This is a genomic window from Pseudomonas sp. FW305-20 (assembly GCF_058788075.1).
Genome location: NZ_JBYTAJ010000052.1, coordinates 1 through 22,100, shown reverse-complemented (window position 1 = coordinate 22,100; position 22,100 = coordinate 1). Strand labels below are relative to the sequence as shown.

The 22,100-nt window shown below is 61.3% G+C and carries 15 protein-coding genes; 6 read left to right on the top strand and 9 right to left on the bottom strand.

From position 1 onward, the window contains the following. Window positions 1-9 precede the first annotated feature (9 nt). Complete coding sequence (locus AC3WP4_RS27225) at window positions 10-942, top strand: DMT family transporter (protein ID WP_102616661.1); 933 nt, start codon at window positions 10-12, stop codon at window positions 940-942. On the opposite strand, the gene AC3WP4_RS27220 is transcribed toward AC3WP4_RS27225, so the two are convergent. Then, window positions 887-2,068, bottom strand: coding sequence for an MFS transporter (locus AC3WP4_RS27220; RefSeq protein ID WP_102616662.1), 1,182 nt, complete (start codon window positions 2,066-2,068; stop codon window positions 887-889). The genes AC3WP4_RS27225 and AC3WP4_RS27220 overlap by 56 nt on opposite strands. Window positions 2,069-2,171: 103 nt before the next feature. Here AC3WP4_RS27220 and ptrR point away from each other — a divergent pair, with 103 nt between their 5' ends. Next, window positions 2,172-3,065, top strand: a complete 894-nt coding sequence (gene ptrR / locus AC3WP4_RS27215) for a putrescine utilization regulator PtrR (protein WP_074874400.1) — start codon at window positions 2,172-2,174, stop codon at window positions 3,063-3,065. A gap of 140 nt (window positions 3,066-3,205) precedes the next feature. Then, window positions 3,206-3,334, top strand: coding sequence for a PA1414 family protein (locus AC3WP4_RS27210; protein ID WP_007914492.1), 129 nt, complete (start codon window positions 3,206-3,208; stop codon window positions 3,332-3,334). Window positions 3,335-3,539: 205 nt separating this feature from the next. Here AC3WP4_RS27210 and AC3WP4_RS27205 read toward each other — a convergent pair whose 3' ends face one another. The 5 genes from AC3WP4_RS27205 to speB all read right to left on the bottom strand — a co-directional run bounded on the left by AC3WP4_RS27205 (window position 3,540) and on the right by speB (window position 8,831). Then, window positions 3,540-4,265: an MBL fold metallo-hydrolase gene (locus AC3WP4_RS27205; protein WP_102616663.1), complete on the bottom strand. Its 726-nt coding sequence runs from the start codon at window positions 4,263-4,265 to the stop codon at window positions 3,540-3,542. Window positions 4,266-4,349: 84 nt separating this feature from the next. Beyond that, complete coding sequence (locus AC3WP4_RS27200; RefSeq protein WP_074874404.1) at window positions 4,350-5,729, bottom strand: sodium:solute symporter family protein; 1,380 nt, start codon at window positions 5,727-5,729, stop codon at window positions 4,350-4,352. Between the two features lie 168 nt (window positions 5,730-5,897). Beyond that, the gene (locus AC3WP4_RS27195) at window positions 5,898-7,409 is read right to left on the bottom strand and encodes a purine-cytosine permease family protein (protein ID WP_074874406.1); all 1,512 of its coding nucleotides are present in this window, start codon (window positions 7,407-7,409) and stop codon (window positions 5,898-5,900) included. A 54-nt stretch (window positions 7,410-7,463) separates the two neighbouring features. Beyond that, entirely contained in the window at window positions 7,464-7,871 is a 408-nt protein-coding gene (locus AC3WP4_RS27190) for a YybH family protein (protein ID WP_074874408.1), read from the bottom strand. Window positions 7,872-7,880: 9 nt separating this feature from the next. Beyond that, window positions 7,881-8,831: an agmatinase gene (speB, locus tag AC3WP4_RS27185; protein WP_076030122.1), complete on the bottom strand. Its 951-nt coding sequence runs from the start codon at window positions 8,829-8,831 to the stop codon at window positions 7,881-7,883. A gap of 312 nt (window positions 8,832-9,143) precedes the next feature. Between speB and AC3WP4_RS27180 the strand changes: the two genes are divergently transcribed. Next, on the top strand, window positions 9,144-10,040 hold the full coding sequence (locus tag AC3WP4_RS27180) for a LysR family transcriptional regulator (protein WP_008153227.1): 897 nt from the start codon (window positions 9,144-9,146) through the stop codon (window positions 10,038-10,040). Between the two features lie 14 nt (window positions 10,041-10,054). Then, entirely contained in the window at window positions 10,055-10,660 is a 606-nt protein-coding gene (locus tag AC3WP4_RS27175) for a tRNA-uridine aminocarboxypropyltransferase (protein ID WP_102616664.1), read from the top strand. A gap of 130 nt (window positions 10,661-10,790) precedes the next feature. Here the strand turns inward: AC3WP4_RS27175 and AC3WP4_RS27170 are convergent, their stop codons facing one another. From AC3WP4_RS27170 to AC3WP4_RS27160, 3 genes are read right to left on the bottom strand one after another with little or no spacing between them, the layout of a single operon-like run. Next, window positions 10,791-12,167 (bottom strand): HlyD family type I secretion periplasmic adaptor subunit, encoded by a 1,377-nt coding sequence (locus tag AC3WP4_RS27170; protein ID WP_074874415.1) that lies wholly within the window; start codon window positions 12,165-12,167, stop codon window positions 10,791-10,793. Window positions 12,168-12,176: 9 nt separating this feature from the next. Then, window positions 12,177-14,336 carry a type I secretion system permease/ATPase gene (locus tag AC3WP4_RS27165; RefSeq protein ID WP_074874417.1) on the bottom strand — a complete coding sequence of 720 codons (2,160 nt, stop codon included), beginning with the start codon at window positions 14,334-14,336 and terminating at the stop codon, window positions 12,177-12,179. Between the two features lie 18 nt (window positions 14,337-14,354). Next, complete coding sequence (locus tag AC3WP4_RS27160) at window positions 14,355-15,713, bottom strand: TolC family outer membrane protein (protein ID WP_074874419.1); 1,359 nt, start codon at window positions 15,711-15,713, stop codon at window positions 14,355-14,357. Window positions 15,714-16,305: 592 nt separating this feature from the next. On the opposite strand from AC3WP4_RS27160, the gene AC3WP4_RS27155 reads away from it, so the two are divergent. After that, on the top strand, window positions 16,306-22,100 hold a 5,795-nt coding region (locus AC3WP4_RS27155), incomplete at its 3' end, for a retention module-containing protein (RefSeq protein ID WP_102650654.1).

Below are 22,100 nucleotides of genomic sequence, written 5' to 3'. Positions count from 1 at the left end.
GGTATCACTGTGAGCACCACCCGGCGCAGCGCCGATGGGTTCGCCCTGCAAGTGATGATTGGGTTGTGCCTGATCTGGGGTGTTCAGCAGGTGATGATCAAGTGGGCGGCGCCAGACATCGCGCCGGTCATGCAGGCCGCCGGGCGCTCGGGTATTTCCGCGTTGCTCGTAGGATTGTTGATCTGCTGGAAGGGCGGTTGGGATCAAGTGGGCAACACCTGGCGCGGTGGACTACTGGCTGGCGCGCTTTTTGGCCTGGAGTTCTTCTTCATTTCCGAAGGCCTGCAACTGACCACGGCCGCGCATATGTCGGTGTTCCTTTACACCGCGCCGATCTTCACCGCATTGGGCGTTCATTGGCTGTTACCGAGTGAGCGTTTAAGGCCGGTCCAGTGGCTGGGGATTTTCCTCGCCTTCGTCGGGATCGCCATCGCCTTTGCCGGTGGGGTCTCGTGGGACAACCTCGATCACCGCATGTTGATGGGCGATGCGCTGGGCGTGCTGGCCGGCGCGTCATGGGGGGCGACCACCGTGGTGGTGCGCGCTTCGCGCCTGTCGGAAGCGCCGGTGACGCTGACGCTGTTCTATCAATTGATTGTCGGTTTCGTTGGCCTGTTGCTGATCGCGATCCTCAGCGGTCAGGTCACCCACGTCAGCCTGACCACCGTGGCGGTGGCCAGTGTGTTGTTCCAGGGATTGGTGGTGTCGTTCTTCAGTTACCTGACCTGGTTCTGGTTGTTGCGCCGTTATCTGGCGGCGAATCTGGCGGTGTTTTCGTTCATGACGCCGCTGTTCGGCGTCACGTTCGGTGTGGTGTTGCTGGGCGAAGAGCTGAGCGTCAACTTTGTTGTCGGCGCGGTGCTGGTGTTATTAGGCATCACTTTTGTCAGTGCTGAGCAGTGGGTGCGCCGTCGCTTGCGCAAAGCCCTTGGGCAGAGCTGACCGGGCGCAGTAACAGACCGCCAGCGACAATCAATCCGCTACCGGCGAACACCAGCGCGGGCTGCAGTCCACCGCTGAAGTGGCTGCTCAATGCGGCCAGCAACGGCCCGGCGAGCTGGCCCACGGCAAAGCATGCCGTCAGCAGCCCGGCGTTGCGCTGGGTGGCGTGGGGCGCCAGTTCCCGTGAACGTTGCATCACCAGCTGCATGCAGGCCAGGAACGGCGTGCCGCAAAGGATCACGCCCAACGCCAGGCCTGGGCCGCTGCCCAACAAGCAGGCGAAGACCCCGGCGGCTTGCAGCCACAATGTCGCCATCAGCCAATAACGAGTGCCATGTGGGCGTTGTCGACGCAGACTTACCAGCACCACCCCGATGGCCGAAGCAAGACCAAAGCAAGGCCAGAACAAATCGGCCAGCCATTGGCCATGGAACTGCGCGTTGGCCATTTGCGAGAGGAAAGTGGCCGGAATGATGTAGCCCAAACCGTACAGCCCATAGACGACACCTAAACGGCCGATGCCATGATTGCCCGAGCCGGCGACGCTGGGGGCGGTGACCACTGTCGTGGCCGGTTGCGGCAGGAATGGCAGAATCCCCAGCAGCATTGCCAGCCCGACGCCGGCATATACCAGCCACAAGGCTGCAGACGTCTGCCCCAGAAGGTTCGATCCCAAGGCCAACAAACCCGTCAGAAAAATCCCCAGACCCGGTCCGGCAAATACCAGGGCGCCAAGCCGTGGGCGACCGGCCGCCGCGGCCAGTGGCTGGCTCAACGCAGTGATCATCACCAGCACCCAGGCACTGGCCACACCGGTACCAAACCGCAGCGCCAGATGGGACCAAAAGCCGTTGGCCCAGAACGAAGCCAACGTCAGCAATACACAGAGCCATAAACCGCCCAGCAACCGTCGACGTACTTGCTCGGGACGGCGAGAGATCATCGCATCTACTGCACCGACGAAATAGCCGAGGTAGTTGGCCGCAGCAATCAGACCGGCGGCGGTCAGGTCGATCTGACCTTCGCTGAGCAGGTGCGGCAGCTGCGGCGTGAGGGCGAAACGCCCGATGCCCATGGCCATCATCAGGGCGATGAAACTGGCGAGTAAGCGAATCAGAGGAGGCATGGTCTGAATTCCAGCTGAGGATTAATGACCGTCAGGCTAGGACTGATTGACTTTCTTTTAAAATGAATAATAGTGAGTAACTTGTTCTGATTTGGAGAAAGGTTTGGAATTCAGCCAATTGCGGATTTTCCAGGCTGTTGCGGAGGAAGGTTCCATCACCCGCGCTGCCGAACGCCTGCACCGGGTGCCATCAAACCTGTCGACCCGGCTTAAACAGCTCGAAGAACAACTCGGCGTAGAACTGTTCGTGCGTGAACGTCAGCGTTTGCAGTTGTCTCCTGCGGGAAAAGTCCTGCTGGACTACACCGCCAAGCTGTTCAATCTGCGCGACGAAGCTCAGGCGGCGGTGCAGGGCGGGCAACCGGCCGGGGACTTCGTGCTCGGCACGATGTACAGCACGGCGGCGATTCATCTGCCGGGGTTGTTGGCGCGTTATCACCGCACTTACCCGGCGGTGAACCTGCAAGTGCAGTCCGGGCCAAGCGGTGAATTGCTTGAAGGTTTGCTCACCGGGCGTCTCGATGCGGCGCTGGTGGACGGTCCGCTGGAACTGGCCGGGCTCGACGGCGTGCCGTTGTGCGACGAACGGCTGGTGCTGATCAGCGAGGCCGATCACCCACCGATCCTCAGCGCGCTGGATGTGGAAGGGCGGTCAGTGTTCACTTTTCGGCAGGGATGTTCCTACCGCATGCGCCTGGAAGCCTGGTTCTCCCATTACCACGCGGCCATGGGCCGGGCGATGGAAATCGAGTCCTATCCGGGGATGCTTGCCTGCGTGATCGCAGGCTCAGGCGTGGCGCTGATGTCGGAGTCGATGCTCGCCAGCCTGCCGGGCCGCGAAAGCGTGGCGGTGCATCCGTTGGTCGAGCCATTTGCCAGTGCCACCACGTGGCTGATGTGGCGCAAAGGCATGGTGGGGGCGAACTTGAATGCCTGGCTTGAACAGCAACAATTGGTCTATCCGTCTGCGCCGAGTCAGGCTCGGGAGATGGCTTGAACTATCGGTCAGGTATTTTGATCAATTCAGTAACAGATCATTGCGACTTTGGGCGAGCATTGCGTAGGACTTCGGACTATTATCAGTGCGAAGTGGCTACAGAATTTTTGGCTACTCGGCACTACCCTGAAGGGGGCACCATGAAAGAGAAAATCCAAAACTGGCTGCACGACCTGGGTGTTGCACTCGGTTTGATCGAACCACCTCTGCAACCTGTGCCTATTCGCACCGACGACGAACAACGCCGACGCCAGCAGCGCCGCCGGTAACTGTCGGCCTGGTTGTGGCGAGGGGATTTATCCCCGTCGGGCTGCGAAGCAGCCCCCAGACCATTCAACCGGGTTGAGTCTGGTTTCCCGCGTCAGTCGATTTGCGACTGCTTCTCAGCCGGACGGGGATAAATCCCCTCGCCACAGGACGGCGTGTCCACTGGTTAATACTGATTAGCAACCGGCGACTATTAGACACCCCGCATCAGGCGTGCAAGCGCTGCCACTCGTCAATCATCGTGCGCAAATACTCCCCGGAAAAGCTCCCGAAGTGCCCGCCGTGCACCGTGCGGATCGACAACTCTCGCAAACGTTGCAGGCTGCGGGCGTAGTCCTCGAGGTTGGAATGGTAGGCGTCTTCGATCAGCGGCCCGTCGTAGATGATGTCGCCGCTGAACAGGGTCTCGGTCGCCGCTTCGTAAAGGCTGATCCCACCCGGTGAATGCCCTGGTGTGTGCAGCACTTGCAACACGCGGTTGCCCAGATCCAGCACGTCACCTTCTTCGATCAAACCGGTGGCCGGTGCAGCTTTGACCCGATACTCGGCGTAGCACAACGGGCAATCCGGGTGCGCCTCGAACATTTCGTCGCCGACAAACGCCGTGCTCAAGGTGTTCTCACCGTCCGGTGACGCGAGGATCTGCGCTTCAGCCGGATGCACCAACCGTTCGGGGAATTCGTGATGCCCGGCGATGTGGTCGAAATGGCAATGACTGGCCACGGCAACCAGCGGCCGTTCGGTGATCCATGGCAGTTGCTCGCGCAGGCTGACCAGCCCGGAGCCGCTGTCGAGCAGCAGGTCCTTGTCGCGACCCTGAATGTGCCAGAGGTTGCAGCGATAGAAGGGGCGGATGTAAGGCTCGTGAATCAGGCGAATGCCGTCACTGAGCTGTTTCACCTCGAACCACTGATCGCGAGAAACAATCTTCATCAAAGGTTTTCTCCAGACGAAAAAAACGGGTGTGGCAACCGACGCCACACCCGTCGAAGAAAGCATCAAGTCGTTATGGAAAGCTTAGGCGGCGCTGGCCACCCCTGCCGGACGACGGGACAGCAAGCTGACCACCACGAAACTCACCAGGCCTACGCCGAGGCTGTAGTAGATCGGGGTGTTAGCGTCCATACCGTCCTTGAACATGAACACCAGCGCGGTGGCGAAGCCCAGCGCCATGCTGGTGATCGCACCGGCCGTCGTGGCGCGTTTCCAGTAAATGGCACCCATCAACGGGATCAGCATGCCGCCCACCAACAGGTTGTAGGCCAGGGTCAGCGCGCTGATCACATCATTGACCACCAGAGCGATACCCAATACGGCGATGCCGGTCAGCAGGGTAAACAGGCGATTGACGCTTACGTTCGATTGTTTGCCGCCGCGCAGTTTCGGCAGCAGATCTTCGGTCAGGGTCGTGGATGCGGCGAGCAGGCCGGCGCTGGCGGTGGACATCATGGCCGCCAGTGCCGCAGCGATGACCAGCCCCCGGATGCCATCCGGCAAGGACACTTTGACGATGGCGGCAAAGGCATTGTTGACGTTGTCCAGATCCGGAATGAGCACATGAGCAGCCATGCCGATCAGCGCACACACCAGGCCATAGACAATGCAGTAAATACCGGCCGATGTACCGGCGTACCTGGCGACTTTTTCGCTTCGTGCGGTGAACACCCGTTGCCAGATGTCTTGACCGATCAGGATGCCGAAGAAGTAGATCAGGAAGTACGTGATGATGGTGTCCCAGCCGATGCTGGTGAAGTTGAAGCTGGCGGCCGGCAATTGGGCAACCAGTTGATCCCAGCCACCGACACGGTACAGGCAGATCGGCAGCAACAGGAACATCAGACCCACGGTCTGGATCCCGAACTGGACGATGTCGGTCAGGGTCAGGGACCACATGCCACCGATGGTCGAGTAAATCACCACCACACCGCCGCCGAGCAGCACCGAGAGCCAGAATGGCAGACCGAAAAGCACTTGCAGCACGGTGCCGATCGCCAGGATCGAGGTCACACCGATCATCAGCGCATAGGCCAGCATGATGGTTGCGCTCGCGGTACGAGCCATCGGGTTGTAACGCTTTTCCAGCACCTGGGTGACGGTGAAAACCTTCAGTTTCAGCAGCGGTTTGGCGAGGAACAGGTTCAGCGCGACGATCCCGCATCCCAGGGCGGCGCACAGCCAGAAACCGGAGATGCCATGAACGTAGCCCAGACGCACGGTGCCGACGGTGGATGCACCGCCCAGAACGGTCGCGGCCATGGTGCCCATGTAGAGACCAGGGCCGAGGTTGCGACCGGCGACCAAATAGTCTTCGTGGGTCTTGGCCTTGCGCATGCCGTAGTAGCCGAGTATCAGCATCGCGGCGGCGTAGATGAGTACGACGAATAAATCCAAAGCCATGATGGCGTGTCTCCGATTGTCTTTTTTATGGTGAAACAAAGATGGTTCTGTGGACCGGCCCCTGTGGGAGCGAGCCTGCTCGCGATAGCGATTTATCAGTCACATCAATGTCGGATGTGCCGCAGTCATCGCCGGCAAGCCGGTCTCGCTCCCACAGGGGGGGCGGTGTCAGGCGGGCTGACGTAGTTCAGGTTTTGCCATGGTGCTTGCACCCTTGCTGCGTGGATCGTTTGGGCCAAACACCGCGGCCGATTCCGGGAACAGGCTCAGCAGCGTCAGGTACACCAGCGATGCCAGGCCAAGGGTGACCGGCAGGCTGATGTCGATGCCGCCGGCCAGTTCACCGAGCGGACCCACGAACTGCCCAGGCAAGTTGACAAAGCACAAGCCCACCGCAGCACTCGGGATCCAGGCACCCAGCCCACGCCAGTTCCAGCCGTGCGTGAACCAGTAGCGACCACCTTTCTCGCCGCGGGTGAACACTTGCAGGTCATCCGGGCAGTAGAAGCCGCGACGCACCAGCAGACCGATGATCATGATCACCATCCACGGGGTGGTGCAGGTGATGATCAGCACGGCGAAGGTCGACACGCTCTGCACCAGGTTCGCCGCAAAGCGTCCGATGAAGATGAAGGCAATCGACATCACACCGATCAGCAGCGTGGCCTTGACTCGTGACAGCACACGAGGGAAGACGCTGGACATGTCCAACCCAGTGCCATAGAGCGAGGTGGTGCCGGTGGACATGCCGCCGATCACTGCGATCAGGCACACCGGCAGGAAGAACCAGCTCGGTGAAACCGCCAGCAGGCCGCCGACGTAGTTGTTGGCGGCGATGTAGTCCGGCGCCTTGATCGCTACGATGGTGGCGGTGGCTAGGCCGAACAGGAACGGGATGAAGGTGGCGATCTGCGAGATCACCACGGCAGCCATGATCCGGCGCTTGGAGGTGTCACGCGGGATGTAACGCGACCAGTCACCGAGGAACGCACCGAAGGAAATCGGGTTGCTCATCGCCACCAGCGCCGCGCCGATGAAGGCGGCCCAGAAACCCGGTTGGCCCATGCTGACGGAGCCGGCGTAATTCACATCGAACGGCCCGGCGAAGGCGAAGATGCCCAGCAGAAACAACAGGCTGGCGCTCCACACGGCGATCTTGTTGACCCACAGCAGGAAGCGGAAACCGTAGATGCACACCGTCAGCACCAGGATTGCGAACAGACCGTAGGCCAGGCCCAGGGTCAGGTCGGTTTCCGGCAGGCCGATCAAGCGTTTGGCGCCACCGATCAACGCGTCGCCCGAACTCCACACCGAGAGCGAGAAGAAGGCGATGGCGGTCAACAACGACAGAAACGAACCGATGATCCGCCCGTGCACGCCGAAGTGTGCACCTGAAGACACGGCATTGTTGGTGCCATTGATCGGGCCGAACAGGCCCATTGGCGCGAGGATCAGCGAACCCAGCAACACGCCCAGCACAATCGCCCAGACGCCCGCCTGGAAAGACAGGCCGAACAGGACCGGGAAACTGCCGAGCACGGCGGTGGCAAACGTGTTGGAACCACCGAAGATCATCCGGAACAAATCCGTCGGACCTGCAGTGCGCTCGCTGTCCGGGATCTGTTCGACCCCGTGGGTTTCGATTTGCGTAAGGCTTTGGTCTTTGTTGTTGTTATTCATGATCAGCTCCGATCATAAAGGCGCGCTCATCGTGTGTGAGCGTCACCTGTTTGGCTAAGGGGGTGGCAGCCCTTCCGGCATCGCGGACAAATGTTCGTGGCAGGCCAGCCATAGGCCTTGTTGTTGTCGGCGAAACACAATGGTCTCGCGCTCCTGGCTGAAGTGTTGCTCCCCTTGCATGCGCAGCTCGGTGGCCACGTCATGGATGAAAATCGCCACGTCACCCTGCAGGCTGATGAAGGCGTTGCTTGAAGTACACGAAAGCACTTCGAAGCCATCCTCCGAGCGCCAGGTGTCCCACAACGCCTGATAGGCGTCGCGCGACAGCAGGGGCTGCTCGAGGGTGTAGAACACGAAGCTGGCGTCGGTGCTGAAGGCGCCGAAGTAAGCTTCGCGATCGTTACGGGCAAAGGCGGCTACCAGATTGGCAGCGGCCTGAAGAACCTGATCACGTTCGTTCACGACCAATCCTCAGCGGTGGACTACGCCAGGCAGTACGCAGAGCATTTCGTACAGCAGGTTGGCGGCCAGCAGCGAGGTGTTGCCGGTGGTGTCGTAAGCGGGCGAGACTTCTACCAGATCGCAGCCGACCAGGTCGAGGCCTTGGCAGCCGCGAACGATTTCAATTGCCTGAATGGTCGTCAGACCACCGATTTCCGGGGTGCCGGTACCTGGCGCCCAGGCGGGATCGATGCCGTCGATGTCGAAACTCAGGTACACCGGACCGCCGCCGACTTTCTCGCGAACTTCGGCCATCAGCGGGGCCAGGGATTTGTGCCAGCACTCTTCGGCCTGAACCACACGGAAGCCCTGGTTGCGGCTCCAGTTGAAGTCGTCGGCGGTGTAGCCCTGAGCGCGCAGGCCAATCTGCACCACGCGGTCGCAATCCAGAAGACCTTCTTCGACAGCGCGACGGAAGGTGGTGCCGTGGGCGATTTTCTCGCCGAACATGTGATCGTTCACATCGGCGTGAGCGTCGATGTGCACCAGGCCGACCTTGCCGTGCTTCTTATGAATCGCACGCAGGATGGGCAGGGTGATGGTGTGGTCGCCGCCGAGGGTCAGGGGGATCACATTGTGTTCGAGGATCTTGTGGTAGGACTCTTCGATGATCCGTACCGCGTCCAGCAGGTTGAACGTGTTGATCGCTACGTCACCGATGTCGGCAACCGACAGCGAGTCGAACGGTGCAGCGCCGGTGGCCATGTTGTACGGGCGGATCATCACCGATTCGGCGCGGATTTCGCGAGGCCCGAAACGGGTGCCTGGGCGCAGGGAAGTGCCGATGTCCAGCGGGACGCCAACGAAGGCAGCATCCAGACCGGCAGCGGTTGGCACATGGGGAAGTCGCATCATGGTGGCGATGCCGCCGAAGCGCGGCATTTCATTGCCGCCCAGTGGTTGGTGAAGAATCTTGTCCACGGGTAAGGCCTCATCGTCGTTGTTTTATTTATGTCGGTTGCGCAGGTCGGGGAGACGCAGGCACCGCTGTGGGGCGATTCTGCGAAATGTAGTGGCCGGGAAGAATCGCTACGGGCAAATACTTAGTTCAGATTTTTCTAAACTAATGAGGATGGCGACGATAGACTTCTGCGCATGATCGTTCCCACGCTCCGCGTGGGAATGCATCCACGGACGCTCCGCGTCCCGCTATTTCGTGTAAGTGACGCAGAGCGTCACGGGCTGCATTCCCACGCAGAGCGTGGGAACGATCAAATATTGCTGGAGATCCTCATGGCCAACGCATTACCCGACCTGAAACTGTTGCGCATCTTCGTCAGCGTGGTTCGCCATCAGGGGTTTGCCAACGCCCAGCAAGAACTCAACCTTTCGACCTCGGCCATCAGCACTTACATGAGCCAGCTCGAAGCTGCCCTCGGCCTGGTGCTCTGTCATCGCGGCCGCGGTGGTTTCAGCCTGACCAGCAAAGGTGAACTGTTCCACCAGGAGACCCTGCGCCTGCTCGGCGAACTCGAAGGCTTCGAGCAATACGCCGCCGCCCTCAAGGGCGAACTGCGCGGCACCTTGAACCTCGGCGTCATCGACTCCACCGTCAGCGACAAGGCCTTGCCGTTTGCCGAAGCCATTGGCGCCTACAGCCAGGAACACCCGGCCGTGCATTTGCATTTGTCGGTCATGAGCCCTTACGAACTGCAACTCGGCGTGCAGGACAACCGCCTCGACCTGGCCATCGGCGCGTTCTCCACGCGCATGAGCGGTCTGGTCTACATGCCGCTCTACCGCGAACAACACTGGTTGTATTGCAGCAGCCGTCATCCGCTGTTCACCGAACGGCGCATCCCCGAGCAAGTCATTACGCAGCAACGCATGGTTGGCCGCGGCTACTGGAGCCAGGCAGAACTGGCACGTCACGGCTTCAAGCACAGCGCGGCGACGGTGGAAAGCATGGAGGCGCAGCTGATCCTGGTGCTGTCGGGTGCCTACATCGGTTACCTGCCGGAGCACTACGCGCAGGCTTGGGCGGACAAGGGTGATTTACGGGTGCTGCTGCCGGCGACCTTCGGTTATCAGGCGCCGTTTTCGATGATCGTGCGTCGTGGTCGCAGCCGCGAGCCGTTGATCCAGACGTTTCGCGATTTGCTCAAAGCACAACTGAATCAGGCCGCTTAACGGAAAAACAAGCCATGTCCAGAATCCAATGTCCGCGCTGCCTGCGTCCGCACACTCACTGTTTGTGCCCACTGATTCCGAGCCTCGACAGCCGCACCCGAGTGCTGTTGTTGCAGCACCCGAGCGAAGTGAACCATGCGCTGAACACGGCGCGGTTGGCGGCGTTGGGGTTGAAGAATGCCGAGTTGATCGTTGGCGAGGTGTTCGAGGATTTGCCGGCGCTGTTGACTCAACCGGGCTATCAGGCGCGCCTGCTGTTTCCTGCCGATGATGCGCAGCCGTTGCAGGCCTACGCGGCAAATGATCTGCCGTTATTGCTGGTCGTCCCCGACGGCACCTGGCGCAAGGCGCGCAAGATGCTGCACCTCAATCCGCTGCTGGCGGCGCTGCCGAGGGTGACGTTGGCGCAGGGCGCGGTGTCGAGATATCGATTGCGCAAGGCACCGGGACCGGGGGCGTTGTCGACGGTGGAGGCGATTGTTCAGGCGTTGCAGACCCTCGAAGCACCGACCTCTTTCGAACCGTTGTTAAAACCGTTCGAAGCGTTGATCGAGGGGCAGATCGCAGCGATGGGGGAGGAGACCTTTCGACGCAATCATGGGCCGAAAGAGTCGTTGTGATTGAGGGCCTCATCGCGAGCAGGCTCGCTCCCACAGTTGACCGAGTTCTTCCAGAAAAAATGCGATCCACTGTGGGAGCGAGCTTGCTCGCGATAGCGGTAGAACAATCACAGAAAATCCCGGCCAGAGACTACCGTTCGCGCATTGCCTCGGTCCGGGCTTTAAGCACTGGTTTGAGCAAGTAATCCAGCACGCTTTTCTCCCCGGTGATGATGTCCACCGTCGCCACCATCCCGGGAATGATCAGCAACGGTTTCACATCCCCGCCCAAGTGATTCTTATCCGTCCTCACCTGAATCAGGTAGAAGCTGTTGCCCTTGTCATCGGTAATCGTATCCGCGCCAATCAACTCCAGTTTCGCGGTCAATCCTCCATAAATCGTGTAGTCATAAGCGCTGAACTTGACCATGGCTTTTTGGCCCGGGTGCAGAAACGCCACGTCCTGCGGCCGGACCTTGGCTTCGATCAGCAAGTTGTCTTCAATGGGCACGATTTCCACCATGTCGCTGCCCGGCTGGACCACGCCGCCGATGGTGTTGACCTTCAGCACTTTGATAATCCCGTGCACCGGCGAAACTACCGTGGTGCGGGTCACGCGGTCGTCGATAGCAATGCTCGATGCGGTGATTTTCGACAGGTCGGTGCGCTTTTCATTCAGTTCTTTCGCCGCGTCGGAGCGGAAGGATTGTTCGGACTCGTCAATCTTGCTTTTGATCTCATTGATCGCCGATTCAGCGCGGGGAATCGCCAGGGTCGTGGCGTTCAATGAACCGCGAATCTCCACCGCGCTGCGTTTGAGTCGCAGGATTTCCACCGGCGAAACCGCCCCGCTGCCCACCAGCGGCGCGGACATGTTCATTTCTTGCTGCAATAGCGCCAGGCTTGAACTGTATTGGCCCTGTTTCGAGCGGAACTCTGCCAGTTCCTGGGCTTTTTGCCGAAGTTGCTCACTCAGGGTGCGCTGTTCGCTGGCCAGTCGACGTTGCCGTTGTTCGTACAGCGAGCGTTCGTCCTCGGCCACTTGCGGTGCCTTGGCGATCACTTCGGGGGACAGCTTGAACGGCCGGCCTTCCGCTTCGGCCGACAGCCTTTCGACTTGAGCGGTCAGCGCATAACGGTCGGCCTCGCTTTCGCCCTTGTTCGACAGGAATCGAGTGTCATCGAGGCGCAGCAGGGTGTCGCCCTTGTTCACCATTTGCCCTTCACGAACGAAGATTTCAGTGACGATGCCGCCCTCCAGGTTCTGGATCACTTGAACCTTGCTCGACGGAATCGCCTTGCCTTCGCCCATGGTCACTTCCTGCAGCACCGCGAACCTGGCCCAGACCACCGCCGTGATAATCAGCGCAGCGGCCAGCCACACGGTGATCCGCGACCAGCGTGGTGAATCCTGCAATGAGGCGCCCGCGGTTTCCGGCATGAATTCGCTTTCGGCGCTTTTGCTGAAACTGCCGAAGTAGCCGCGCGGTTTCGAATTGGACGAGGTGTCGGACGATGAACGCGCCATGGCCAGCTCCTAAACCGTCGCAGAGCCGACACGGCCCTTGCGCAGTGCATCGATGACCACTTCTTTCGGGCCGTCGGCGACGATCCGCCCGTTGTCCAGTACCACCAGCCGATCCACCAGGCTGAGCATCGAGGTGCGATGGGTCACCAGCAGCAGGGTTTTGCCCTGGACCCAGCGGTGGAGTTTTTGCCGCAGAACGTCTTCGCTGCTGTTGTCCATGGCGCTGGTGGGTTCGTCGAGCAACATGATTGGCGGATCCAGCAACAAGGCGCGGGCCAGCAACACCGCCTGGCGTTGCCCGCCGGACAGCAGTTGTCCGCGTTCACCCACTGGTCGGTCGAAACCTTGCGGATGCTGACGGGCCAGCTCGGTGACACCGGTCAGTTCGGCGACTTCGAGCATCCGTGCATCGCTGATGTAGCGTGCGCCGAGGGTCAGGTTGTCGCGCAAGCTGCCGGCCAACAGCGGCAGGTCATGGGCGACGTAACCGATTTGCTGGCGCAGGTCGGCGACATCCAGTTGCCGCAGGTCCAGGCCATCGAGCAGCAGTTGGCCTTCTTCGGGGGCGTAGAACCCCATCACCAGCCGCGCCAAGGTACTTTTGCCCGAGCCGCTGCGGCCGATGATGCCGATCCGCTCACCGGGTTTCACGCTGAAGCTGATGTTGGCCAGGGCCGGCGCGTTCTGGCCGTTGTAGTGGAACGTCACATTGCTGACGTCTATCGCGCCTTGCAGTTGCGTGCGTTCCAGCGGCCGTTGCCTGGCGTCGCGCTCCTGGGGCAAGGACATCAGCGCATCGGTGCTTTTCATGGTCAGTTGCGCTTGCTGATAGCGCGTGATCAACCCGGCAATCTGCCCCAGCGGCGCGAGCACCCGGCTGCCGAGCATGTACGTCGCGACCAGCGCGCCGACGCTGAGGTTGCCGGCGATGATGCTGTAGACCCCGGCGACGATGGTCGCCATGCCGCAGAATTGCTGGATGAACAGCGTGCCGTTGGTGGCCAGCGCCGAGAGGTTGCGCGCATGGCTGTCGAGGCGGGTGAGGGCGCCGTGGGTGCTTTCCCATTTGTGCTGGCGTTCGCTTTCGGCACTACAGGCCTTGAGGGTTTCCAGGCCGCCGAGGGTTTCGATCAGCAGCGCCTGGCGTTCGGCGCCCAGGGCCAGGCTTTTCTGAACGGTGTCGCGCAGGCGGACCTGGATCACCATCGCGAAGATGATCGTGAGCGGAAACGCCAGTAACGGAATCACCACCAGCCAGCCACCGAGCAGGCCGATCACCACCAGCATCAGCACGGCAAAGGGCAGGTCGATCAGGCTGGTCAGCGTCACCGCTGTCAGAAATTCCCGCAGGCCCTGGAAGTCATGAATGCTTTGGGCGAAACCACCAATGGTTGCCGGCCGGGCTTTCATCGCCATGCCGGTGATGCGTTCGAACAACGTGGCGGAAAGGATCACGTCGGTTTTCTTCCCGGCGGTGTCCAGCAGGTGCGCGCGCACCACCCGCAATACCAGTTCGAAACCGGTGCCGATCAGCAAGCCGATCGACAGCACCCACAACGTCGACGTGGCCTGGTTCGGCACCACCCTGTCGTAGGTCTGCATCACGAACAGCGGCACCATCAGCCCCAGTAGGTTGATCAGGAAACTCGCCAGAATCGCGTCGCTGTACAGCCACTTCGACAGCTTCAAAGTGTCGCGAAACCACGCCTCAACCCGCGGCACCAGCGGTGAGCGCAAGTCTTCCAGTTCATGCCGTGGCCGGGCGAACAAGGCCTGGCCGCTGTAATTCTCGGCCAGTTCATCCCTGCTGACCCATTGTTCACCGCCATCGGCTTCGCTCGGCAAAATCAACAACTGCCCGTCATCGCCGAAGCGTCGCAGAATGGCCGTTCGGCCGTTGTTGAGGATCAGCATTATCGGCAGGTTGAGGGCGCTAATGTCCGCCAGTTCACGGCGCAGCAATCGCGCCTGCAAACCGGCCCGGGCCGCTGCGCGAGGCAGCAGGTCCAGGCTCAAGCGTTGTTTGTGCAGAGGCAGCCCGGCACTCAGGCTGGCGCGACTGACTGTCGCGCCGTGGAGTTTGCAGAGGATCAACAGACCATCCAGAAGCGGGTCATCGAAGCTCAGGCGCGGATCGACACCAATGTTGCCGGGTTCCATGCTGGTCACATTGATATCTCCATAGGCCTACTTCAGTTCAGGCAGACGGGCTTCGTTTTTTACTTCCGTGGAGGCGATCGCATCGGCGGGCAATACCACCCGTTGTTTGCTCAGCAACTGCCCCATGTTCGCCAGCACGCGGTACATCGAGAACTCCTCGGTGTAGCGCACTTCGGTATAGCGGCGGTTAGCGTTGTAGAGCTCGTTTTCACTGTCCAGCAGGTCGAGCAGGGTGCGTTGGCCTAGGCCGAACTGGTCCTGATACGCCACGCGCACGCGTTGGCTGGTATCGGCGTATTCGCGGGCAGTCGGGGTTTGTTTCTTGGCGTTGACCATGGCGTTCCAGGCCAGGTGAATGTTCTCGTTGAGTTGGCGCAGGGCATTGTTGCGGATGTCCATCGCCTGGTTGATCTGGTGTGCATCGGAAGCCAGGCGAGCCTTGTCGCTGCCACCGCGGAACAGGTTGTAGTTCATCACGATGCCGACTCGCCATTCGTTGTCATGGCCTTCATCGCCCTGCACGTTGTTGTTGGCACCCACGGCGGCTTCGGCGTCGAACCGAGGGTAGAACGGTGACTTGGCGACTTCGTACTGGCTCTCGGCTGACTGCACATCGGCCTGGGCGGATTTCAGGTACGGGTTGTTTTCCACCATGCTTTGCTGGGCTTCCTGCAAGGTGGCGGGCAGTTCGCCGCGGGTCGAGGGCGGGGTTTCGAGTTCATCGGGCAGGCGCCCGACGACGGCGTAGAAGTTCGATTCGGCATCCGCCAGATCGACTTCAGCGGTATCGAGGTTGTTTTGTGCCAGTGCCCGGCGAGCGACGGACTGGTCGGAGTCGGCGGTGCTGCCGATACCCCGCTCGGTGCGCAGGCCGATCTGATCGTTGACCCGCATGTGAGCTTGCAGATTGTTCTTGGCCAAGGTCACCAGTTCACGGCGCTTGAGCACTTCGAGGTAGACCTCGATGGTACGCAGGGCCAGATCCTGAGCGGTGCCCTGAGCGTAATAGGCCCGGGAATTGACCACGCCTTTGGTGCGCTGGACTTCGTTGGCGGTATTGAAGCCATCGAAGAGCATCTGCCGCAGACGCAATTCCGATTGGGTGTAGGTCAGGATTTCGGTGTGGTGATTACCGAGTGCCCGGGTGCTGGTGTTATCGCTGTACCCGCGCCCGTACGCGGCATTCAGATCAACCGATGGATAAAATCCTCCCTTGGCGACTTTCACTTGTTCATCGGCCGAAAGGCGGCTGTCTACGCGCGAGGCCAGCTCCGGGTGGGTCGCGATGGTGCTCTGGATCGCCTCCGTCAATGACATGGCCTGAGCTTGAGAAGCGCAGGCCATGGCCAGCAGAATTGCGCTGCAGAGGGGGGTTAATACGCGCATGGGTGCCTCTCCCTGATTCCTAATGATGCTTATTAGTCGCCAAATATTTGACGACATTTATAGTGAAAACCGTTTCATGCTTGTAACAACAGAGCTAAGAACATTTTGGGGAAAACCATAGAAGAATTTCTCATAAGGCTTATGCCAAAAAAAACTTATGCGCTCCGAAAAATCCAGCACATTGTTCACTGCGAAAGCCCTTGATTTACGAGCGTTAGGGCGCTCATCGGGGCTTGAGGAAAGTTCCAGACCAACAATCGATAAAGGGCGGGGAAGTGCTGGAGGGGAGGGAAGCGGACGGTTTTTCGGTGACGGTTTTTTGTCACCTTAGTGAATCAAAACTGTTACGCATCGCTCAAAAGGCGACGTGTTGTGCAAGTGGGTCCCGATGCCATTGATTGCAGAGGGTTTTTATCCCGCAGCAGACACGTCGCCCGCGAGCGGCACGCTTGGCGAGAACGGCGCCAGGGCAGCGGCTTACTTGAAGTAACCGCGCTCCGCAGGCGATTTCGCCAGGCAACCCGTTGTAGCCAGGAGCACGTTCTTCGCAAAAACAGGATGCCGACAGTGGTTGGCAGCGGAGGAAGTGCACATGGCTACGCTCATCGGTACTGTCAGTAAGGTCATTGGTCAGGTGTTCGCGCAGGCGAGCGATGGCACCCGACGCGCGCTGATCGAAGGGGACCGGTTGTTCGCCGGCGATCAACTGGTCACCGGGGCCGAAGGCGCGGTGGCGGTTCATCTGCACAATGGCCAGGAACTGACACTTGGGCGTGGCAGCAGTATGGAGATGACGCCTCAGCTCCTCGCCAATCAGCCGTCCCCTGTAAAGACCCCTGAACCGGTGACGCCGACCCACGCGCAATTGAGCGATGTCGAGCGCCTGCAAAAAGCGATCGCCGCTGGCGACGACCCGACCCAGACGGCTGAAGCCACGGCGGCCGGACCGGGTTCGACCGGCGCACCCGGTGCACTGGGCGGCGGCCACTCGTTCGTCATGCTTGAAGAGGTGGGCGGGCGGGTCGATCCGACGATTGGTTTTCCTACTGCGGGCTTCAACGGTATTCCCGAGTTTCCCCTGGCACGGCGGGAGGGAGATCCGGACAACGGAGATAACGGCGACGTCGGCGCTGGTGCTGGTGGTGCTGGTGGTGCTGGTGGTTCTGGCGGTTCAGGTGGCTCCGGAGGGACAGGAGTTCTTCCCGTAACACCCGTTGTTCCAGATGTGCCGAACAATCCGGTGACCCTCACCGGCCTGTCGGTGGCAGGGGGCGAACTGACCCTCAATGAGGCCAATCTGGCCGATGGTTCGGCCCCCAATCCTGGTGCACTGACCAAGTCCGGCACGTTCAGCGTGTCTGCGCCTGACGGGTTGACCAGCCTGAGCATCGGCGGGCTCAACGTGATCAGCGGTGGCGTTGCCGCAGGCTTGCCGCAATCGATCACCACCCCGTTGGGCAACACCCTGACCGTCACCGGCTACAACCCGGCCACGGGGGTTGTGAGTTACAGCTACACCCTCAACGACAATGAAGACCACCCGGCCGGTGACGGCACCAACTCCCTCAGCGAACACTTCCCCGTGGTGGCCGGCGACAGTAATGGCGATTTCACCACCGGTTCCCTGGACGTCAACATCACCGACGACGTGCCCAAGGCGGTTGATGACAACAATGCCAACAACGCGTCGGAAACCCTGGTGACCCTGGCCGGTAGTGTGCTGCCCAACGACGTTCAAGGCGCTGACCGCATTCCTGCCGGACCCGAGAGCGGGCCAGTGGTTGGCGGCACGTTCAATGGTCAATACGGCACCCTGGTGCTCAACGCCAACGGCACCTACACCTACACCCTCAATACCAGCGACGCCGACTTCAAAGCCTTGCACGCCGGTGGCAGCGGGACCGAAACCTTCACCTACACCCTGACCGATGCCGACGGCGACACCAGCACTGCCAAGCTTGTGCTGAACATCCATAACAACGATGACCCGGTCACGATTGGCGGCCTGAACGTCGAAGGTGGCGAACTCACTGTCTACGAAAAAAACCTCAGCTACGGCACCGACCCTGATACCCAGGCCCTGACCCAGAGCGGCACCTTCACCGTCAACGCACCGGATGGCCTGCAATCCCTGACCGTGAGCGGCGTCGCGGTGGTCAGCGGTGGAGTGGCGGCAGGTTTCCCTCTATCGGCCACTACCTGGACGGGTGCCACCTTCACCATCACCGGTTACGACCCGGCCACAGGCGTGGTGAGCTACAGCTACACCCTGAATTACGACAGCGACCACCCCACTGCGAACGGCGCCAACAGCCTCTACGAGAACTTCGACGTCGTCGCCACCGATATCGACGGCAGCACGGCGACCGGGCAAATCAACATCAACATCGTCGATGACCTGCCGACCGCCAACCCCGATGCGGTCTCGGTCGCAGAGGGCGGCATCATCAGCGGCAGCGTATTGGGGAACGATGTCACCGGCGCCGATGGTCCCGCCGCAGGGGGCGCGGTGGTTGGCGTGCGTGCCGGTTCAGACACCTCGACTCCGGTCATCGGCGGCCTCAACAGCCAGATCAACGGCACCTACGGTTATCTGACGCTGGACGCCAACGGCAACGCCGTTTACCACAGCAACCCCAACGCCGTCAGCGGCCCTGGCGCGACCGACGTGTTCACCTACACCATCCGCGATGCCGACGGTGATGAAAGCACCACCACCGTCACCATCGACGTACACAACAGCAGCATCAGAGCGGTCAGCGACAGCGACGTGACCGTCTACGAAAAAGCCCTCGACCTGAACAAGGATGGCCAGGACCTGGCGCCCGGCACCGTTACCGGCAGCCTGCCGGGCAATACCGGCGAAACCGCCAGTGGCACGCTGGTGGGTTCAGTCAGCGGCGCGGTCGGTGCGATCACCTACAGCCTGGTCGGCAGCGCCACCGGCACCTTCGGGCAAATCCTGCTCAATCCTGATGGCTCCTACACCTACACGCTGACCTCGGCCCCCAGCACCACGCCGAACGCCAACGATGGGCCGAACACCGTCAGCGAAAGTTTCACCTACAAAGCCACTGACGCCCTGGGCAACAGCACCACCAGCACCATCGTGGTCAAGATCGTCGATGACCTGCCCACTGCTCATGCCGACGAGGCTTCGGTCGCCGAAGGCGGCGTCGTCAGCGGCAACGTGCTATGGAACGACATCGGTGGCGCCGATGGCCTCGCTGTCGGTGGCGCGGTGGTCGGCGTACGCGCCGGTTCCGACACCTCGAGCCCGGCCGTGGGTGGTCTCAACACTCAGATCAACGGCACTTACGGTTACCTGACGCTGGACGCCAACGGCAACGCCGTCTACCACAGCAACCCGAACGCCGTCAGCGGCCCTGGCGCGACCGACGTGTTCACTTACACCATCCGCGATGCCGACGGTGACCAAAGCACCACTACCATCACCATCGACGTGCTCAACAGCTGCATCACGGCGGTCAGCGACAACGACGTGACCGTCTACGAAAAAGCCCTCGACCTGAACAAGGACGGCCAGGACCTGGCGCCCGGTACCGCTACCGGCAGCCTGCCGGGCAATACCGGCGAAACCGCCAGTGGCACGCTGGTCGGTTCGGTCAGCGGCGCGGTTGGTGCGATCACCTATACCCTGGTCGGCAGCGCCACCGGCACCTTCGGGCAAATCCTGCTCAATCCCGACGGCTCCTACACCTACACGCTGACCTCGGCCCCCAGCACCACGCCGAGCGCCAACGACGGGCCGAACATCGTCAGCGAAAGTTTCACCTACAAAGCCACTGACGCCCTGGGCAACAGCACCACCAGCACCATCGTGGTCAAGATCGTCGATGACCTGCCGACAGCCAACCCCGACGCGGCCTCGGTCGTGGAGGGCGGCATCATCAGCGGCAACGTGTTGGTAAACGATGTCACTGGCGCCGATGGCCCCGCAGCGGGGGGCGCGGTGGTTGGCGTACGCGCCGGTTCCGACACCTCGACCCCGGCCGTGGGCGGCCTCAACACTCAGATCAACGGCACCTACGGTTACCTGACCCTGGACGCCAACGGCAACGCCGTCTACCACAGCAACCCGAACGCCGTCAGTGGCCCCGGGGCGACTGACGTGTTCACCTACACTATCCGCGACGCCGATGGCGACCAGAGCACCACCACCATCACCATCGACGTGCTCAACAGCGGTATTACGGCGGTCAGTGACAGCGACGTGACCGTCTACGAAAAAGCCCTCGATCTGAACAAGGACGGTCAGGATCTGGCGCCCGGTACCGTCACCGGAAGTCAGCCGGGCCTCACGGCTGAAACCGCCAGTGGCACCCTGGCCGGTTCGGTCAGTGGCGCGGTCGGTGCGATCACCTACACCCTGGTCGGCAGCGCCATCGGCACCTATGGGCAAATCCTGCTCAATCCCGATGGCTCCTACACCTACACGCTGACCTCGGCGCCCAGCACCACGCCGCACGCCGACGATGGCGAGAACACCGTCAGCGAGAGCTTCACCTACAAAGCCACCGATTCCCTGGGGCACTCCACCACCAGCACCATCGTGGTCAAGATTGTCGATGACCTGCCGACCGCCAACCCCGACGCCGCCTCGGTCGTGGAGGGCGGTATCGTCAGCGGCAACGTGCTGGCGAACGACTTCGGCGATGCCGATGGCATTGGGGTGGTCGGCGTGCGTGCCGGTTCAGACACCTCGACCTCGGCCATCGGCGGTCTGAACAGCCAGATCAACGGCACCTACGGTTACCTGACGCTGGATGCGGCGGGCAACGCGGTTTACCACAGCAACCCGGACGCCGTGAACGGTCCCGGTGCGACCGACGTGTTCACCTACACCTTGCGCGATGGCGATGGCGACGAGCGGACCACCACCATCACCATCGACGTGAACAATAGCTGCATCATCGACAACGGCGGCGACCAAAACCCAATCATTGCGAACGCGCCACCCGTGGCAGTCGATGACCACATCATCACCAACGTGCTGTCGGGCAACATCGTGGTACCGGAAGCGTTGCTGCTGGCCAATGACACCGATGCGGATAAGGATCCGCTCACCGCATCGCCGACCTCATTCAATACCGGTTGGATTGCCAAAGGCGCTGACTTCACCGGCACCAATCAAAACTTCAGCTTCACCGGCGGTAACGAGCAGGCGGTGACCCTCGCCCGCAGTGCATTCGTCGCCAACACGGCAGCCATGACGGCGGTGCTGGTGGTCAGCGGGGCGCTGGGAGCGGTCAACAACACTTACGATCAGGACCACATCAGCGTCGACCTCAAACAAGGTGAAACCCTCAACCTGAATCACAATCTGCCAGCCGCTCATGTCGCCATGGAGTACTCGATCAACGGCGGCGCATGGATCGCCCTCGCGGACGGGCAAACCCTCACCGCAACGTCGGACAGCACCTACCAGATCCACATCACCAACACCGACAACCCTGGCCCGGGCAACAGCGGGAAGGGCGCGGAAAACTATCAACTGACCATGACCGTCAACTACGCCGGCGCCCACGACATCGCGCCAGATGCCCACGGCAGCTACACCGCCAACGACAGCCATGGCGGCAGCGACAACGCCGCGGTCACCATCACCTATCAGGACGGCCACACCCTCACCGGCACGGCGGGCGACGATGTACTGGTGGCGGGCGCCGGTAATAACGTGATCAATGCCGGCGACGGCAACGACGTACTCACCGCCGGTTCCGGCAACAACGAAATGCACGGCGACGCCGGCAATGACTTGCTGTACAGCGGTGCCGGCAACGACCTGCTCGACGGCGGCACCGGCGTCGACACCGCGAGCTATGCCCACGCCACCGCCGGGGTTACGGTCAATCTGGGCGTGCTTGGTGCGCAAAACACCGGGGGCGCCGGGACCGACACCCTGACCGCGATCGAAAACCTGACCGGTTCCAACTTCAACGACAGCCTCACGGGCGACAACAACAGCAACATCATCAACGGCGGCCTGGGTGAGGACATGCTCAACGGTGGGGGCGGCGACGACTTCCTCATTGGCGGCCTGGGCAACAACACCCTCACCGGCGGCAGCGGGACCGACACCTTCCAGTGGCTCAAAGGCAACAGCGGCCACGACGTGGTCACCGACTTCACGCCGGGCATCGACAAACTCGACCTGTCGCAACTGCTGCAAGGGGAAAACAGCACCGCGGCGTCGCTGGATGACTACCTGCACTTCAAAGTCACCGGCAGCGGCGAATCACTGGTCACCAGCATCGACGTCAGCGCCATGGCGGGCGCCGCGCCGAACCAGACCATTGACCTGGCGGGTGTGAACCTGGCCAGCCATTACGGCGTAACGCCGGGGGCGGGTGGGGTGATTGCAGG

Coding starts and splice junctions, on each gene's coding strand:
- AC3WP4_RS27170 (WP_074874415.1), bottom strand. CDS start 12,167: ATGGCGCGTTCATCGTCCGACACCTCGTCCAATTCGAAACCGCGCGGC.
- AC3WP4_RS27180 (WP_008153227.1), top strand. CDS start 9,144: ATGGCCAACGCATTACCCGACCTGAAACTGTTGCGCATCTTCGTCAGC.
- AC3WP4_RS27175 (WP_102616664.1), top strand. CDS start 10,055: ATGTCCAGAATCCAATGTCCGCGCTGCCTGCGTCCGCACACTCACTGT.
- AC3WP4_RS27205 (WP_102616663.1), bottom strand. CDS start 4,265: ATGAAGATTGTTTCTCGCGATCAGTGGTTCGAGGTGAAACAGCTCAGT.
- AC3WP4_RS27195 (WP_074874406.1), bottom strand. CDS start 7,409: ATGAATAACAACAACAAAGACCAAAGCCTTACGCAAATCGAAACCCAC.
- AC3WP4_RS27220 (WP_102616662.1), bottom strand. CDS start 2,068: ATGCCTCCTCTGATTCGCTTACTCGCCAGTTTCATCGCCCTGATGATG.
- AC3WP4_RS27200 (WP_074874404.1), bottom strand. CDS start 5,729: ATGGCTTTGGATTTATTCGTCGTACTCATCTACGCCGCCGCGATGCTG.
- AC3WP4_RS27160 (WP_074874419.1), bottom strand. CDS start 15,713: ATGCGCGTATTAACCCCCCTCTGCAGCGCAATTCTGCTGGCCATGGCC.
- AC3WP4_RS27210 (WP_007914492.1), top strand. CDS start 3,206: ATGAAAGAGAAAATCCAAAACTGGCTGCACGACCTGGGTGTTGCACTC.